Origin of the sequence: Castellaniella caeni NBRC 101664 (genome assembly GCF_001592225.1) — a bacterium.
Taxonomy (GTDB): domain Bacteria; phylum Pseudomonadota; class Gammaproteobacteria; order Burkholderiales; family Burkholderiaceae_B; genus Castellaniella; species Castellaniella caeni.
Genome location: NZ_BCWN01000015.1, coordinates 72266 through 87555 on the forward strand (window position 1 = coordinate 72266; position 15290 = coordinate 87555).

Annotated in this window: 12 protein-coding genes and 1 pseudogene; 8 read left to right on the plus strand and 5 right to left on the minus strand. The window is 66.0% G+C overall.

Annotated elements, in window-relative coordinates; genetic code table 11:
- The first annotated feature begins 1 nt into the window (after position 1).
- From CCA01S_RS10490 to CCA01S_RS16090, 3 genes and pseudogenes are all read left to right on the plus strand, one after another.
- Complete coding sequence (locus CCA01S_RS10490) at positions 2 to 763, plus strand: ABC transporter ATP-binding protein (protein WP_066458042.1); 762 nt, start codon at positions 2 to 4, stop codon at positions 761 to 763.
- A 9-nt stretch (positions 764 to 772) separates the two neighbouring features.
- A pseudogene (locus CCA01S_RS16085) lies at positions 773 to 1162 on the plus strand (hemerythrin domain-containing protein); the annotation flags it as partial.
- A gap of 228 nt (positions 1163 to 1390) precedes the next feature.
- The gene (locus CCA01S_RS16090) at positions 1391 to 2092 is read left to right on the plus strand and encodes an ABC transporter ATP-binding protein (RefSeq protein ID WP_066458089.1); all 702 of its coding nucleotides are present in this window, start codon (positions 1391 to 1393) and stop codon (positions 2090 to 2092) included.
- Between the two features lie 9 nt (positions 2093 to 2101).
- On the opposite strand, the gene CCA01S_RS10500 is transcribed toward CCA01S_RS16090, so the two are convergent.
- Together CCA01S_RS10500 and CCA01S_RS10505 are read right to left on the minus strand one after the other, a co-directional pair.
- Complete coding sequence (locus CCA01S_RS10500) at positions 2102 to 2743, minus strand: phosphatase PAP2 family protein (protein WP_066458044.1); 642 nt, start codon at positions 2741 to 2743, stop codon at positions 2102 to 2104.
- 221 nt (positions 2744 to 2964) lie between these two features.
- Positions 2965 to 4386, minus strand: coding sequence for a nucleobase:cation symporter-2 family protein (locus tag CCA01S_RS10505; protein WP_232305068.1), 1422 nt, complete (start codon positions 4384 to 4386; stop codon positions 2965 to 2967).
- Between the two features lie 357 nt (positions 4387 to 4743).
- On the opposite strand from CCA01S_RS10505, the gene CCA01S_RS10510 reads away from it, so the two are divergent.
- Positions 4744 to 6258, plus strand: coding sequence for a sensor domain-containing diguanylate cyclase (locus CCA01S_RS10510; protein WP_066458047.1), 1515 nt, complete (start codon positions 4744 to 4746; stop codon positions 6256 to 6258).
- A gap of 171 nt (positions 6259 to 6429) precedes the next feature.
- On the opposite strand, the gene CCA01S_RS10515 is transcribed toward CCA01S_RS10510, so the two are convergent.
- Positions 6430 to 7047 (minus strand): FmdE family protein, encoded by a 618-nt coding sequence (locus CCA01S_RS10515; protein ID WP_066458050.1) that lies wholly within the window; start codon positions 7045 to 7047, stop codon positions 6430 to 6432.
- Positions 7048 to 7347: 300 nt separating this feature from the next.
- Between CCA01S_RS10515 and acnA the strand changes: the two genes are divergently transcribed.
- Complete coding sequence (gene acnA, locus CCA01S_RS10520) at positions 7348 to 10029, plus strand: aconitate hydratase AcnA (protein ID WP_066458053.1); 2682 nt, start codon at positions 7348 to 7350, stop codon at positions 10027 to 10029.
- A gap of 181 nt (positions 10030 to 10210) precedes the next feature.
- Here the strand turns inward: acnA and CCA01S_RS10525 are convergent, their stop codons facing one another.
- The gene (locus CCA01S_RS10525) at positions 10211 to 11047 is read right to left on the minus strand and encodes an aldo/keto reductase (protein ID WP_066458055.1); all 837 of its coding nucleotides are present in this window, start codon (positions 11045 to 11047) and stop codon (positions 10211 to 10213) included.
- A gap of 154 nt (positions 11048 to 11201) precedes the next feature.
- On the opposite strand from CCA01S_RS10525, the gene panB reads away from it, so the two are divergent.
- The 3 genes from panB to CCA01S_RS10540 all read left to right on the plus strand — a co-directional run bounded on the left by panB (position 11202) and on the right by CCA01S_RS10540 (position 14828).
- Positions 11202 to 12029, plus strand: a complete 828-nt coding sequence (panB, locus tag CCA01S_RS10530) for a 3-methyl-2-oxobutanoate hydroxymethyltransferase (RefSeq protein ID WP_066458056.1) — start codon at positions 11202 to 11204, stop codon at positions 12027 to 12029.
- 68 nt (positions 12030 to 12097) lie between these two features.
- On the plus strand, positions 12098 to 13078 hold the full coding sequence (locus tag CCA01S_RS10535) for a LysR family transcriptional regulator (protein ID WP_066458059.1): 981 nt from the start codon (positions 12098 to 12100) through the stop codon (positions 13076 to 13078).
- 70 nt (positions 13079 to 13148) lie between these two features.
- Positions 13149 to 14828, plus strand: coding sequence for a DNA recombination protein RmuC (locus CCA01S_RS10540; protein WP_232305069.1), 1680 nt, complete (start codon positions 13149 to 13151; stop codon positions 14826 to 14828).
- Here CCA01S_RS10540 and CCA01S_RS10545 read toward each other — a convergent pair.
- Positions 14783 to 15290: methyl-accepting chemotaxis protein (locus CCA01S_RS10545; RefSeq protein WP_232305071.1), on the minus strand; the 508-nt coding region annotated here is incomplete at its 5' end. The two genes, CCA01S_RS10540 and CCA01S_RS10545, sit on opposite strands and share 46 nt — an antisense overlap.

The window sequence follows — 15290 nt, forward strand, 5'->3', positions numbered from 1 at the left end:
CATGGCCCTGCTTGAAGTTGAAAACCTCTCGGTGCGTTTCGGCAACGTGCGGGCCGTGCAAGACGTCAGTTTCACGGTCGATCAAGGCATCGTCTATTCCGTCATCGGCCCCAACGGGGCGGGCAAGACCACGCTGTTCAATCTGGTCACCGGCGTGTACCAGCCCGAGTCCGGGCGCATCCGCCTGGACGGCCGGGAGATCCAGGGCTGCGACCCCAGCCGCCTGGCGGGCTACGGCGTGGCGCGCACCTTCCAGAACCTGCAGGTGTGGATGAACATGAGCGCGCTCGAAAACGTCATGGTGGGCGCGCACCTGCACCTCGACCGCAGCCTGTTCAAGGCCCTGCTGCGCCTGCCGTCCATCCGCCGCGGCGATGCCGCGTTGCGCGAACGGGCCGCCGAACTGATGCGCTTCGTCGGGCTCGATGCCTACGTCCATGCGCGCGCCGACAGCATGCCTTACGGGGCGCTCAAGCGGCTGGAAATCGCCCGGGCGCTGGCCATGCAGCCGCGCCTGCTGTTCCTGGACGAGCCCGCCGCGGGCCTCAACCCCAAAGAAACACAAGAAGTCGATCAGCTGGTGCGGCGCATCGCCGACACCGGCATCACGGTGGTGCTGGTGGAACACGACATGAAGATGGTGATGAATCTGTCCGATCGCATTCTGGTGCTGGATTACGGCAAACGCCTGGCCGAAGGCACCGGCCCCGAGGTGCGGCGCAACCCCGACGTCATCGCCGCCTATCTGGGCGGCCACGCATAGGAGCCCGTCATGCACGCACTGGACATCATTCAAGAAGAACACCGCAACCTGTGGCGCATCGCCATCACCATCGATGCGGTCGCCAACGAGCTCGAAGCGGGCCAGACGGTGGACGAGGCCTTCTTCACGGCCTTGTTCGATTACATCCGCGAATTCATGGACGGCTGCCACCACGCCAAGGAAGACGGCTTCCTGTTTCCGGCCATGCGCGAGCGCAGCCCCGACGCCGCCGCCGTCATCGAGCGCCTCGAGGCCGAGCACCGCGAGGGGCCGCAGCACCTGCGGGCGCTGGCTGGCTTTCTGGGGCAGGGCAATGCCGCGCTGGTGGGCAATGCGGCCTTCATCGAGGGCCTGCGCGGCTATGCCAGCGCCTTGAAGCTGCACGTGCGCACCGAAGAAAAAGAAATCATCGCCCCGGCGCGCACCGTGCTGCTGCCCGAAGACTGGGATCGCATCACGGCGGCCTTCGGCGACCACACCGACCCTTTGTTCGGCGACCGGGCGCGGGCCGAATACCGCGAACTCTATCACCGCATCGTGTCGCTGGCCCCCGATTCCATCGGCCTGGGCGGGCGCAGCGCGGGGGGGTTCCAGCATCTCGATGCCGCGCGCACCGCGCCAGAGCCCCTGCTGCAGGTGCGCGGCCTGACGTCCAGCTATGGCCGCATCCAGGCGCTCAAGGGCATCGATCTCGACGTATACAAGGGCGAACTCGTGGCGCTGGTGGGTGCCAACGGCGCGGGCAAGACCACGTTTCTGCGCACCGTCTCGGGCATCCAGCCCATGAGCGGCGGCGCCATCCGCTTTGCCGGGCGCGATCTGGCCCGCGTGCGCGCCGACCGCCGCGTGCGCGCCGGCATCTGCCACAGCCCCGAAGGGCGCCAGGTCTTCGGGCCGCTGTCCATCGAAGACAATCTGCGCCTGGGGGCCTATCTGCGCCCCGCGGGGCAGGTCGATGAAGACCTCGAACGCGTCTACGCCATGTTCCCGGTGCTGCAGGAAAAGCGCCTGTTGCCCGCGGGCACCCTGTCGGGTGGCCAGCAGCAGATGCTGGCCATCAGCCGCGCGCTCATGGGGCGCCCGCGTCTGCTGCTGCTCGACGAGCCGTCCATGGGGCTGGCGCCCCTGCTGGTCGAAGAAGTCTTCAACGTCATCCGCACGCTCAAGGCGCAGGGCATCACCATCTTGCTGGTCGAGCAAAACGCCTTTGCCGCCCTGGGCATCGCCGACCGCGCCTACGTGCTCGAAACCGGCAACATCGTGCTCTCGGGCACGGGGCAGGAAATGATCAGTAACGAGCAGGTGCGCGCCGCGTATCTGGGCATGTAGCCCTGCCGGTCAGGCCAGAAACCAGCCTTTGCGGATCGGCCAGGCGCAGATCAAGCGGTAAAGGGGTTCGATCACCCGGCGCAGGCCGGGGACGACCCGCGCCCGCAGCGGCAGGCTGATGGCCGCCGCCACGATGCCGGTGGCCAGCGCCCCGATCATGTCCAGCGGCCAGTGCACGCCCAGATAGATGCGCGCCCAGGCCACGGGCAGGCCCAGCAGGCCCAGGATCAGGGCGGCCCGACGCCGCGCCGGATGCAGCCACAGCCCGGCGCACAGCGCCCAGATGAAGCTCAGGTGGTTGCTGGGAAACGAGGCGGTGGGTTTGTGCGGCGTGTACTGGTGGCCGATGCCTATGGCAAAGGGGCGTGGATGAAACCAGGCTTTGGCGATTGCCCAGGACAGCACCATGGCGATGACGGCGCTGCAGACCGCCTGCAGCAGGGCCTCGCGCCCGGCGGCGTCGGCGCGCAACCAGTTGAGCACCACGTAAAGCGGAAACGCGTAGACCAGGCTGTTGGCCAGCAGACGGCCCGCCAGCACGGCGAAGGCGCCCGGGTTGCTGGCATTGATCCACAGGAAAAGGGTGGTGTTCAGGTGTTCCATCGGGGCGAGGGCGCGAAGCAGCGGCGTAAGGTGCAGAGGCAGCAGCATAGCATCGGCGCCCGGGCCCTGGTGGGTTGCCGTGTCGGTCGGCGCCCCGGTTTTGTGACCAGGTATGCCCGGTGTGACACACAGGGCGTGCCGCGATCATTCCACCTGTCGGTGGTGTGCGTCAGCCTTGGGCACGGCGTAGCGCCCAAGACGCCGAAAGCCCCTGGGCAGGGCTTTCAAGGGGCTGCGTCCGCGGGCGGGCGCGGCGTCCGTGCGTGGCTTCAGTGTGCCAGGCTCTTGATGGGGGTGTTGGTCTGCTCGGCCGACGAGCTGGGGTCGGCCTGACGGGTGCTGCCCGCGGCGGCAAAGACCGAGGGCTCGTCCGGGTTGCCCGCCTTGATGTGGTTGAAGAGCAGGTTCAGCAGGATGGCCATGATGGCAGCCGAGCTGATGCCCGAGTGGAAAATGGTGGCCACCCAGGACGGGAAGTGGTGATAGAACGCGGGGGCGGCAATGGGGATCATGCCAAAGCCCACCGAGGTCGCCACGATGATGAGGTTCATGTTGTTTTCGTAGTTCACCTTGGCCAGCGTGCGGATGCCGCTGGCCGCCACGGTGCCGAACAGCACCACGCCGGCGCCGCCCAGCACGGCGGTGGGTACGGCGGCAATCACGCGGCCCATCACTGGCAGCAGCCCGAGCGTCAGCAGGATGATGCCGCTGGTGGCCACCACGAAGCGGCTTTTCACCCCGGTCACCGCCACCAGGCCCACGTTCTGCGCAAAGGCGCTTTGCGTGAACGAACCGAAGATCGGCGCCACGACGCTGGAAACCATGTCGGCGCGCAGCCCGTCACCCAGGCGGCGCGAATCAATCGGCGTCTTGATGATGTCACCCACGGCCAGGATGTCGGCCGAGGTTTCGACCAGCACCACCAGGATGACGATGAACATCGACAGGATGGCCGCCGGATTGAACTCGGGCAGGCCGAAGTGAAAGAGGGTGGGCAGGGCGAAGGTGGGGCCATCGCCCACGCGGGAGAAGTCGGTCATGCCCACGGCCCAGGCGATGATCGTGCCCAGCACCATGGCCAGCAGGATGGACAGGCGCGAGATGGTGGCATTGCCCAGCTTGCTGAGCAGCAGCACGATGATCAGGGTGATGGCGGCCAGGCCGATGTTGGCGGTGCTGCCGAAGTCCGGCGCCTTGGCGTTGCCGCCCATGGCCCAGTGGGCCGCTACTGGCATGAGCGACAGGCCGATGGTGGTGATGACCGAGCCCGTGACCAGCGGCGGGAAGAAGCGGATGACCTTCGAAAAGACCGGCGTGATCAGCAGGCCGATGAGCGAGGCCATCATGACGGCGCCGAACACCGAGGGCAGGCTGCCGCCCGAGCTGAGGATGGCCAGGATCGTGGCCACGCTGGCAAAGGAGACCCCTTGCACCAGCGGCAGCTGGCAGCCGAAGAAGGGGATACCCAGCGTCTGCACCAGGGTGGCCAGGCCGCCCATGAACAGGCAGGAGGCGATCAGGATGCCGATTTCCGCGGGGCCCAGGCCGGCGGCCTGGCCGACGATGAGCGGCACGGCGATGATGCCGCCGTACATGGTCAGCACGTGCTGGAAGCCGTACATGACGTTGGCGGGCAGGCCCAGGCGTTCGTCTTCGGGGCGCTGCAAGGGGGTGTGGTCAGGGGTGTTCAAGAGAGTCTCCATCCTGATGACTGATTATCGTTGTCCAGGCGTTCGGCGCGAGTATGAATGCCTGCGGGTGCCGCTGATGAGCCCAGGGCTGGCTGGTGTGCCGCGCGAGACAGGTGGGTGCTGGTCAGGCTTGCGGGCACCGTGTGCCCGGATGGTGTGCCTGGATGGCCACCTGAACGACTTGTGCAGCCATTGTGAACTGGCTGGGACGGGATGGCGCACCAGGCAGAACATATTCTTTATCGACAAGGTTTTATACTATTTCGTGTCTATAGGTGTTTCTGCTAGTCTGGCTCCAGGGCCTGCCTTGCGTGTACGGTAGCACGAAGACCGAACCGGACAATTTTCGAGAGCCAGATGATAGAAGCCGATGATCCCCAGACGAGCCAGGTGCTCGGTCTGCCCGACCTGTTCGATGCCTCGCCCATGGCGTTCTGGCTGGAAGACTACAGCGCGCTGTATGATTTTTGCGAAAGCCTGCGGGCGGCCGGCGTGCGCGACCTTGCTGCGTGGCTGCGGCAAAACCCGGGGCAGTTGACGCATTGCGCCAGCCTGATCCGCATTCTACGCGTCAACCGCCAGGCGCTGGCCCTGTACGAAGCGCCGTCTCAAGACGCGCTCATGGCCAATCTGCCCGCTGTCTTTCGCGACGACATGCTCGCCGGGTTTGCCGCCGAAATCAATGAGCTGTGGCTGGGCAAGCGCGGCTTCAGCAGCCTGACGGCCAATTACAGCCTCTCTGGCAAGCGGCTCGACCTGTCCTTGAAAGCGGTGGTGCTGGCCGACGCCCGGCGGCCCTGGGATCGCGTGCTGGTCAGCATGGAAAACGTCACCGAGCTGCAAAACGTGCGCCGCCAGGCGCAGGACAGCGCGCGTGACGCGCGCGAATTCTTCGAGCAGGCCCCGGTGTCGCTCTGGGTAGAAGACTTCAGCACCATCAAGGCCCTGTTCGACGAGCTGCGCGTGCGTGGCGTGAGCGACTTCCGCACCTTTCTCGACGTGCATCCTGAATTCGTCGAACGCTGTCTGCAAGAAGTCCGGGTGCTGGACGTCAACGGCTACACCCTCAAGATGTTCAAGGCGCCTTCCCAGGCCGAACTGCTGGCGCGCCTGAACGAGGTCTTCCGGGACGAGGCGCGCCGCTCGTTCGCCGAGCAGCTCATCGAACTCTGGGAAGGCCGCACCTTCCACCAGAAAGAAGTGCAGAACCACACACTGCAGGGGGATCTGCTCTACATCCATCTGCAGTTGTCCATCTTCGAGGGCTGCGAGCACGACTGGTCGATGGTGCTGGTGTCACTCACCGACATCACGGCGCGCAAGAAGGCCGAAGCCTATCTCGAATATCTGGGCCAGCACGACGTGCTCACACAGCTGAAGAACCGCACCTTCTTCGTCGATGAGCTGGGTCGGCTCGCCCGCCGCCGCGTGCCCCTGGTGGCCTTCATCTCGCTCGACCTGAACAATCTCAAGTTCGTCAACGACCAGACCGGTCATGCCGCCGGAGACGACCTGCTACGCCGTTTTGGCGAGGTGCTCAACAAGGCCATCGACCGCCCCGGCCAGGTGGCGCGCATCGGCGGCGACGAGTTCATGGTGCTGCTGCCTGGGGCCGACGAGGCCGCCGCCCAGGCGGCGCTGGACAACATCCGCACGCTGGTCGATCTGAACAACCAGTATTACAGCGGCACGCGCCTGAGCGTGTCGGCGGGGCTGGCCGTGTGCCGCGACCCGGGCGCGATGGAACAGGCCATGAAAGAGGCCGACCGCGCCATGTACCAGGACAAGTCCGCCTACTATCGGGCTGTGGGCCACGACCGGCGCTGCCCGGTGTGCGACGTCCCGGTCGAGGGCCAGGACAACGCCGCCTGATGTTCCCGTCCGCCGGATGCCTTGTCGTGCGGCACGGCGCGGGTGTGCGTGTCGGCCGGGCATCTGTGAAACAGGCACGATACGGCTGAAAACAGCCTGGCGATGAAAACAGCCTGGCACGGGTGACCGCGGTCAGGCTGTTATGGTTGCGTGCCTTGCGGCGCGCGGAAATCAGGCGGCTTTCTGGCGCTCGGTGACGGTGACGAGGCCGGGCTGGTTGGCGGCTTCGAGGATGCGGCGTACCCGGTCTTGCCAGAGCTGGGCGAATTCGGTCTTCTGGCTGTCGTTGGCCTGGCCCGACATGATTTTTTGCAGCAGGGGCATGGCCGTGGGGGCGGGCGGGACGCCTTGCGCGCTGTACGACACCGCCACGCTGGCGCCAGTGTCGCGCCGCGTGAAGCTGATTTCACCAGGCACCGGGTGCTGGAAATACAGCAGGTTGCGGCGGTCGTGCTGGCCGCCCAGGCCCTTGAAGCCGGTATCGGTGGTCGAGCCCGTGACCAGGCTGACGACGTTGGCGATGACGCCCGTGACACCATTGGTGGCGCTGTCGGCGAATTCGACCACCACATTGCCGCGTTCGGGCAGCGAATCAGGGTACAGGGCTTTCAGCGCCTTGACTGTCATCAGCCAGGCCCCCGCCACCGTCGGGCACGAGTGGCCTGCCAGACGCACGGCGTCTTCGTAGCCGTATTCGATCGTGCCGTCGTCGGACGCGCCCAGCAGTTGGGCGAGCGGGTCGTGCAGGGTGATGCGCGGCGCGGTCTTGAAAAATGCGGGAAATGCCATGGTCTTGGCTCCGAAAGAATCAACGATGGCTCAGTGTAGGCGGTGCCTGGGGTGATCTCCGGCTTAACCCTGAGCGGCGTCCGGTCGTTTTCGCGGCCCAATCTTGATATGCATCAATTCTGCCGATCAGACTGTCCGGGCCGGGACGTCGGCGTCCGGCCCCCGGCGGAAAGCCCTGTTTGGCGAATGGCTGGCTGGAGACCCTGCCGCTATTGCGTGTAAGATAAATCGGATAAGGTCGCATGGGCTTTGGGACGAAGCCCGGCGGCGTGTGGTTACTTGATTCCAGGAGAACATGCAATGGCTCACCCCGATAGTTTTGGTGCACGTGCAACCCTGGATGTGGGGGGCAAGGCCTACCACATCTATAGTCTGAATGCCCTGAAAAACCATGGGCTCGATCCGTCCCGGCTGCCGTACGGGCTGAAAATCCTGCTGGAAAACCTGCTGCGCACCGAAGACGACGGCGGCGACGTCTCGGCCGACGACATCCGTGCCCTGGCCTCCTGGGATCCCACCGCGCAGCCCAGCCGCGAAATCTCCTTTACGCCCGCGCGCGTCATTCTGCAAGACTTCACCGGCGTGCCCGCCGTGGTCGATCTGGCCGCCATGCGCGAGGCCATGCAGGCCCTGGGCGGCAAGCCCGACCGCATCAACCCGCTGGCGCCCGTCGAACTGGTCATCGACCACTCGGTCATCGTGGACGACTTCGGCCACAACGATTCCTACCGCCGCAACGTCGAAATCGAATACCAGCGCAACGTCGAACGCTACAAGTTCCTGCGTTGGGGGCAAACCGCCTTTGACGGCTTTCGCGTCGTGCCGCCCAGCACCGGCATCGTGCACCAGGTCAACCTCGAACACCTGGCCCGCGGCGTCTTCACGCGCCAGGTCGATGGCAAGACCGAAGCCTACCCCGACACCTGTGTGGGCACCGACTCGCACACGCCCATGGTCAACGGCCTGGGGGTCGTGGCCTGGGGTGTGGGTGGCATCGAGGCCGAAGCCGCCATGCTGGGCCAGCCCATCTCCATGCTGATTCCGCGCGTCGTGGGCTTCAAGCTGTCGGGCTCGCTGCCCGAGGGCACCACGGCCACCGACCTCGTGCTCACCATCACCGACATGCTGCGCAAGCATGGCGTGGTGGGCAAGTTCGTCGAATTCTACGGCCCCGGTGTGGCCGCCGTGCCGCTGGCCAACCGCGCCACCATCGGCAACATGAGCCCGGAATACGGCTCCACCATCTCCATCTTCCCCATCGACGACGAAACCCTCAGCTATCTGCGCTTCACGGGCCGCCCCGAAGAGCAGGTGGCGCTGGTCGAGGCCTATGCCAAGGCCCAGGGCCTGTGGCACGACCCGGATCACGAGCCGCAGTATTCCGAGACCCTCGAACTCGACCTCGGCACCGTGGTGCCGTCCATCGCCGGCCCCAAGCGCCCGCAAGACCGCATCCTGCTGTCCGAGTCCAAGCCGTCCTTTGCCAAGTCGCTGGCCGCCCTGCCGGGCGCGCCCACCTCCAACCCGGCCAACGTGCACCTCAACGAGGGCAACGTCGATTTCACCATCGATCACGGCGCCGTGGCCATTGCCGCCATCACGTCCTGCACCAACACCTCCAACCCGGCGGTCATGGTGGCCGCCGGCCTGCTGGCCAAGAAAGCGGTCGAACGCGGCCTGCACCGCAAGCCCTGGGTCAAGACGTCGCTGGCGCCTGGCTCCCGTGTGGTCACCGACTACTACGAGAAAGCCGACCTCATGAAATACCTCGAAGCCCTGGGCTTCAATCTGGTGGGTTATGGCTGCACCACCTGCATCGGCAACTCGGGCCCGCTCATCCCCGAAGTCTCCGAAGCCGTGCGCGCCAACGATCTCGCCGTCACCTCGGTGCTGTCGGGCAACCGCAACTTCGAAGGGCGCATCCACTCCGAAGTCAAAATGAACTACCTGATGTCGCCGCCGCTGGTGGTCGCCTACGCGCTGGCGGGCTCCATGGACTTCGACCTCTACAAGACGCCGTTGGGGCAGGATCAACAGGGCAAGGACGTCTATCTGCGCGACATCTGGCCCACCAGCGCCGAAATCCAGGCGGTCATCCAGTCGTCCATCACGGCCGACATGTACAAGCGCGGCTATTCCGACGTCTTCGCGGGCAACGACGCCTGGCGCAACCTGCCCACGCCCGAGGGCAATCTGTACCACTGGGACGACGCGTCCACCTACGTGCGCAACCCGCCATACTTCGAAGGCATGCGCCGCGACCCCGACCCCGTGCACGACATCCGCGGCGCCCGGGTGCTGGCCAAGCTGGGCGATTCCGTCACCACCGACCACATCAGCCCGGCGGGTTCCATCGCCAAAGACTCCCCGGCGGCCAAGTACCTGCAGGCGCAGGGCGTGCAGCCTAAAGACTTCAACTCCTACGGTTCGCGCCGGGGCAACCACGAGGTCATGATTCGCGGCACCTTCGCCAACGTGCGCCTGCGCAACCAGATCGCCCCGGATACCGAAGGCGGCTGGACGCGCGACTTCACGCAAGACGGCGCGCCCGTGGCCACCATCTTCGACGCCTCGCAAAACTACCAGAAGGCCGGCATTCCGCTGGTCATCCTGGCGGGCAAAGAATATGGCTCGGGTTCTTCGCGCGACTGGGCGGCCAAGGGCACGGTGCTGCTGGGCGTGCGCGCGGTCATCGCCGAATCCTACGAGCGCATCCACCGCTCCAACCTGATCGGCATGGGCGTGCTGCCCCTGCAGTTCCCCGAAGGGCAAAACGCCGGTACGCTGGGTCTGAAGGGCAAGGAAACCTTCGAAATCACCGGCATCGAAGCCTTCAACGACGGCAAGACGCCCACCACCGTGCACGTCAAGGCGGGTGATGTCGAGTTCGACGCCCTGGTGCGCATCGATACCCCCAGCGAGGCGGCCTACTACCGCCACGGCGGCATCCTGCAATACGCCATCCGGCAACTGCTGAACTGACGTGCCGTGGGGGCGGCTCCGGCGTGTCCGGGGCCGCCCCCGCTGCGGGTCGGCAATCCGGTTTGCAGCGGGGCCGCGCCAGCCAGGCGCGGCCCCGTTTGCGTGCGCCGACATTCAGGCGCGGTTCTGTTTCTGTGCCGGTCTCGTTTCGGGCCTGGTATTCGTGCTGGTGCTTGCCGGTCTACATCAGGGCGAATTCGGCGGGCACCGGGCCGATGCGGCCATCGGCCTTGTCCAGGGTTGCAATACGCGCCATGGCGTCGTCGTCCAGGTGCAGGCTCCAGAGGTTGAAGTTGTCGCGCACGCGTTGCGGCTGGGCCGATTTCGGGATGACCATGTGCCCCATCTGGATGTGCCAGCGCAGAATCACCTGCGCGGGGCTGGCCTGCAGCTGGTGGGCCAGTTCGAGGATCACCGGGTCTTGCAGCACCTGGCCTTGCCCCAGCGGCGACCAGGCTTCGGTCTGGATGCCGTGGTCGGCGTGGTAGGCGCGCAATTCGGCCTGCTGGAAATAGGGGTGCAGCTCGATCTGGTTGACCACGGGCAGCACGCCGGTCTTGTCGAGCAGTTTTTGCAGGTGCTCGATGTCGAAATTGCACACGCCGATCGACTTGGCCAGCCCCTCGTCGCGCAGCTGGATGAGACCGTCCCAGGCGCCGAGGTAGTGGTTTTCCTTGGGCACGGGCCAGTGGATGAGGTATAGATCGACGTAGTCCAGCTGCAATTTGTCCAGGCTTTCGCGCAGGGCAAGCTTGGATGCTTCGATGCTGTGCTGGTCGTTCCAGAGCTTGGTGGTGACGAACAGGTTGTCGCGCGGAATGCCGCACTGGAGAATGCCCTGGCCCACGTCGGCTTCATTGTGATAAATGGCGGCGGTGTCGATCGAGCGGTAGCCGGCCTCGGTGGCGGCCAGAATGGCGGGGATGGCAGCCCCGTCGGTCAGCTTCCAGGTGCCCAGCCCCAGTTGGGGGGCGCGACGCCCGTCGTGAAACGTGACATAAGGTTGGTTGGATGACATGAAAATCTCCTGTGGGGGCGCCATGTGGCCATCTATGTGGAGTCTTGGCCTGGATGCCCTGGCTGAAACGGTCGGCGGCGTGGCGCGGCGGGTGGTGCTGTTGGCCGCCTTGGGCCACAATGACCGACAATGATTATTTTTCCGGAGTAGATCAATGAGTGTACATAGCCAGGCGCAACGCGTCACGGTGCCCCAGCTGATGTCCTTCAAGGGCAATCGCAAGATTGCCGCGCTCACCGCCTATATTGCCCCTATTGCTCGCCTGCTCGACGAATCGCTCGACATGATCCTGGTGGGCGATTCGACCGCCATGGTGGGGTATGCCCTGCCCAACACGTTGTCGATCACAGCCGAGACCATGACGGCCCATGCCGCCGCCGTGGTGCGGGCCACGCAGAACGCCTGCGTCATCGTGGACATGCCGTTTGGCAGTTATCAGCAGTCGCCGGCCCAGGCCTTTGCCAGCGCCGCCGCCATGATGGCCGGCAGCGGCGTGTCGGGGGTCAAGCTCGAAGGCGGGCAGCCGCTGGCCGAGACCACGCGCTTCCTGGTCGATCGCGGCATCCCGGTGCTGGCGCACGTCGGCCTGATGCCGCAGTACATGAACACGATGGGCGGGTTCAAGGCCCAGGGCATGACCGAAGAGGCCGCCCGGCGCATCCTGGAAGACGCCCGGGCGCATGCCCAGGCGGGCGCCTTCGGGGTGGTGCTCGAAGGCATCAGCGAGCCGCTCGCCCGCGAAATCACGGCGGCCTTGTCGATTCCCACCATCGGCATCGGCGCCTCGCCCGCGTGTGACGGCCAGATTCTCGTCACGGAAGACATCCTGGGCCTCAGCGGCGACCGCATCCCGAAATTTGCGCGCCGTTTTGCCGATGCCGGGCAGGTCATTCGCGATGCCGCGCGAGATTATGCGCAATCCGTGCGAGAGGAAGCCTTTCCTACGCTAGATCATTGCTTTGGGGTGCGCCGCACGCATTAACATGATGAAATCATTCGTTTTGTTACAAGCGGTGTGCCGGTTTCTCCGCCGCTTGATGCAGGTTCATCATGGAAATTCGCCAGCTTGAGGCGTTCAATGCAGTGGTCACCACCGGCAGCGTCACCGCTGCCGGGCGTTTGCTGGGGCGCTCTCAGCCCGTGGTCAGCCGCCAGATCAGCGACCTCGAGGCCGAGCTGGGTTTCGTGCTCTTCGAGCGCACCCGCCCGGCCATCACGCTGACCGAATCAGGCGGCGAATTCTACCAAGAGGTGCGCGGCGTTCTGGCCGATCTCCAGCAGCTCGACGCCCGGGTGCTGGGCATGCGCAGCGGCCAGGTCAGGCCCCTGCGCGTGCTGGCCACCACCGATCTCGCCCACGGCCTGTTTCCTGAGGCCCTGGCACAGATCGATCGCTTCAACCCGGTGTTCCGGCAAAAGCTCATCCTCGAAGAAATCATCCACGAAGCCACCCAGCGGGAAATCCAGGCGTGCCGGGCCGATTTCGCGCTCATCAACCTGCCCATCGACACCGAAGGCTTGCACGTGCACTGGTGCGGCCAGGCGCCGTGCCTGCTGGCGCTGCCCGCCGCGCACCCCCTGGCGGGCCATGACGCCCTGCAGCTCGAAGACGTGCGCGACACCGACATCATCACGCTGCTCACCCGCTACGGGATGCGCTACTACCTCATCAACAGTCTCATCCAGGCCACGGCCAATGGCGTGCGGCGGCACCTCGAAGTCGCCAGCCAGCAGACGGCCCTGTCCATGGTGCGGGCCGGGCTGGGCGTGGCGCTGCTCGATCCTTTCTCCATCCGGGGCGCCTTGCTCGACGGGGTCGTGGTGCGGCCCCTGCTGTCAGGCATCCAGTACCGCATCGGCGTGGTGTCGCAGCAGGCGCACGCGCTGCCCGAAGGCGCCCAGCGTCTCATCAATGGCCTGTACGGCCATGTCCGCACGGTCGTGCCGCTGTTCGTCGATACCGACGTCAACGGCCTGCCGCAGCCCGCGCGCCCGGCGGCGCGCGCCTGCTCGTCGCTGCGTTCCGTTTAGATCCCGGCCGCCGGGCCGGACGCCCGCCAATATGCGATCATGCCGGTTTTAGGTGTGAGATCGTACCGTGTTGTCCTTGACTCCTGAATTTCTCATCGGGCTGCTGCTGGCGGCGTGCCTGGGGGCGCTGCTGGCCTGGTGGCCCATGCGTCTGCGTCAGGCGGCCCATGCCGCGGCGCTCGAACGCAGCGCCGCGGCTCTCGCCCAGCAAGAGGCCGACTACGCGCGCCTGCTGGCCGAGCACACCCAGCAGGCCCAGGTGCTGGCCCAGCGCGCCGCCGAGCTGAACCAAAGCATGGCCGGCCTGGCCCAGCAGACCGAGCGTACCGCGCAGCTGCAAGCGCGCCTGGACGCCTTGCAGCGCGCGCTGGACGATCAAGCGCAGCGCGCGCACGAACTGCGCAGCGCCAAGGATGGCGCCGAGCGTGAGCGGGTGCGCCTGGATACCCTGCAGGCCGCGCTGGCGCGGCAGGCGCAGGCCTTGCAGACGGAACTGGCCGATGCGCGCCAGGCGCTGGACGCGGCGCGCGCGCAGGCGCAGGCGCGCGACCTGGAACTCACCGAGCTGAAGGCCGTACACCAGGAAAAACTGGCTGCCATCGACGAGCTGAAGCGCGCGTTCGAGCAGTCCAAGGCGGCCATGCGCACCGAATTCCAGAACCTCGCCAATCAGGTGCTGGAAGAAAAGGGCAAGGCGTTTTCACAAAGCAGCCAGGCCTCGCTTGATGGCCTGCTGCGGCCCTTTCGCGAGCAGATCGAGGGCTTCCAGAAGCGCGTCAACGAAGTCCATGACGCGTCTTTGCGGGGCCAGACGCAGCTGGGGGCCGAGATCCGCCGCGTGCTGGACATCGGCTTGAAGATGAGCGCCGAAGCCAATACCCTGGCCACGGCCCTGAAGGGCGAAAAAAAGACCACGGGCAACTGGGGCGAAGTGCAGCTCGAGCGCAGCCTGCAGCTGGCCGGCCTGGTGGCGGGCGACCACTACGAGGCCCAGGCGAGCTTCAAGGACGAAACCGGCAACCGCCGCCAACCCGATTTCGTCGTCAAGCTGCCCGACGACAAGCACATGGTCATCGACAGCAAGGTGTCGCTGGTCGATTACGACCGTGCAATTGCGGCACAGACCGATGCCGAGCGCGAGGCCGCCCTGGCGGCCCACGTGCAGGCAGTGCGCCACCACATCGACGACCTCGCGCGCAAGGATTACAGCAATCTGGTGGGCATGAAAAGCCCCAGCTTCGTGCTCATGTTCATGCCCATCGAGCCTGCCTACATCGAGGCCATGAAGCACAACCGCGACCTGTTCGACTACGGCTACCAGCAAAACGTCATCATGGTGTCGCACACCACGCTCATGCCGATCTTGCGCACGGTGGCCAACCTGTGGATGATCGCGCGCGCCAACGAGCAGACCCGCGCGCTCAGCGACATGGCGGGCGGCCTGTACAACCAGGTGGCGCTGGTGGCCGAGCGCCTGCAAAAGCTGGGCAACACGCTCAATACCGTCAACACGCACTACAACAGCGCCGTCACGGCGGTGGCCGGACAGCAGGGCCTGTATGGCAAGGTGGGGCGTTTTGCCGAACTCTCGGCCAAGGCCAACAAACAGCTGCCCGCGCTCGAACCCATGCACGCCGACATCGAAGTGCAGCGCCTGGCGGTCGCCGCGGCGGAAACGTCCGACGACACCCCCGACGACGGCGCTCAGCCCAGCAGCAGGGGCGTGCCGACCCCGGCGGGCGCGGCCTGACCGGCATCTTCCGGCAGCTTGAAGGTGCCCACCAGCGCGGACAGCGCGCGCGCCTGCTCCTGCAGGCTGGCCGCGGCCGCGGCGGATTCCTCGACCAGGCTGGCGTTCTGGTGCGTCACGTCGTCCATCTGCGTGACCGCCGTGTTGATCTGTTCGATGCCGGTGGTCTGCTCGCGGTTGGCGGCGCTGATTTCGCCCATGATGTCGGTGACGCGGTGGATGCCGGCCAGGATATCCTGCGTGGCGGTGCTGGCGCTGCTGGCCTGTTCGTTGCCTTTGGCGGTTGCCTGTGCCGAAGCGTCGATCAGCGTGCGGATTTCCTTGGCGGAGGCCGCGCTGCGCTGCGCCAGGGCGCGCACCTCGCTGGCCACCACGGCAAAGCCGCGGCCCTGTTCACCGGCGCGGGCGGCCTCGACGGCGGCGTTCAGCGCGAGAATGTTGGTCTGGAAGGCGATGCTGTCG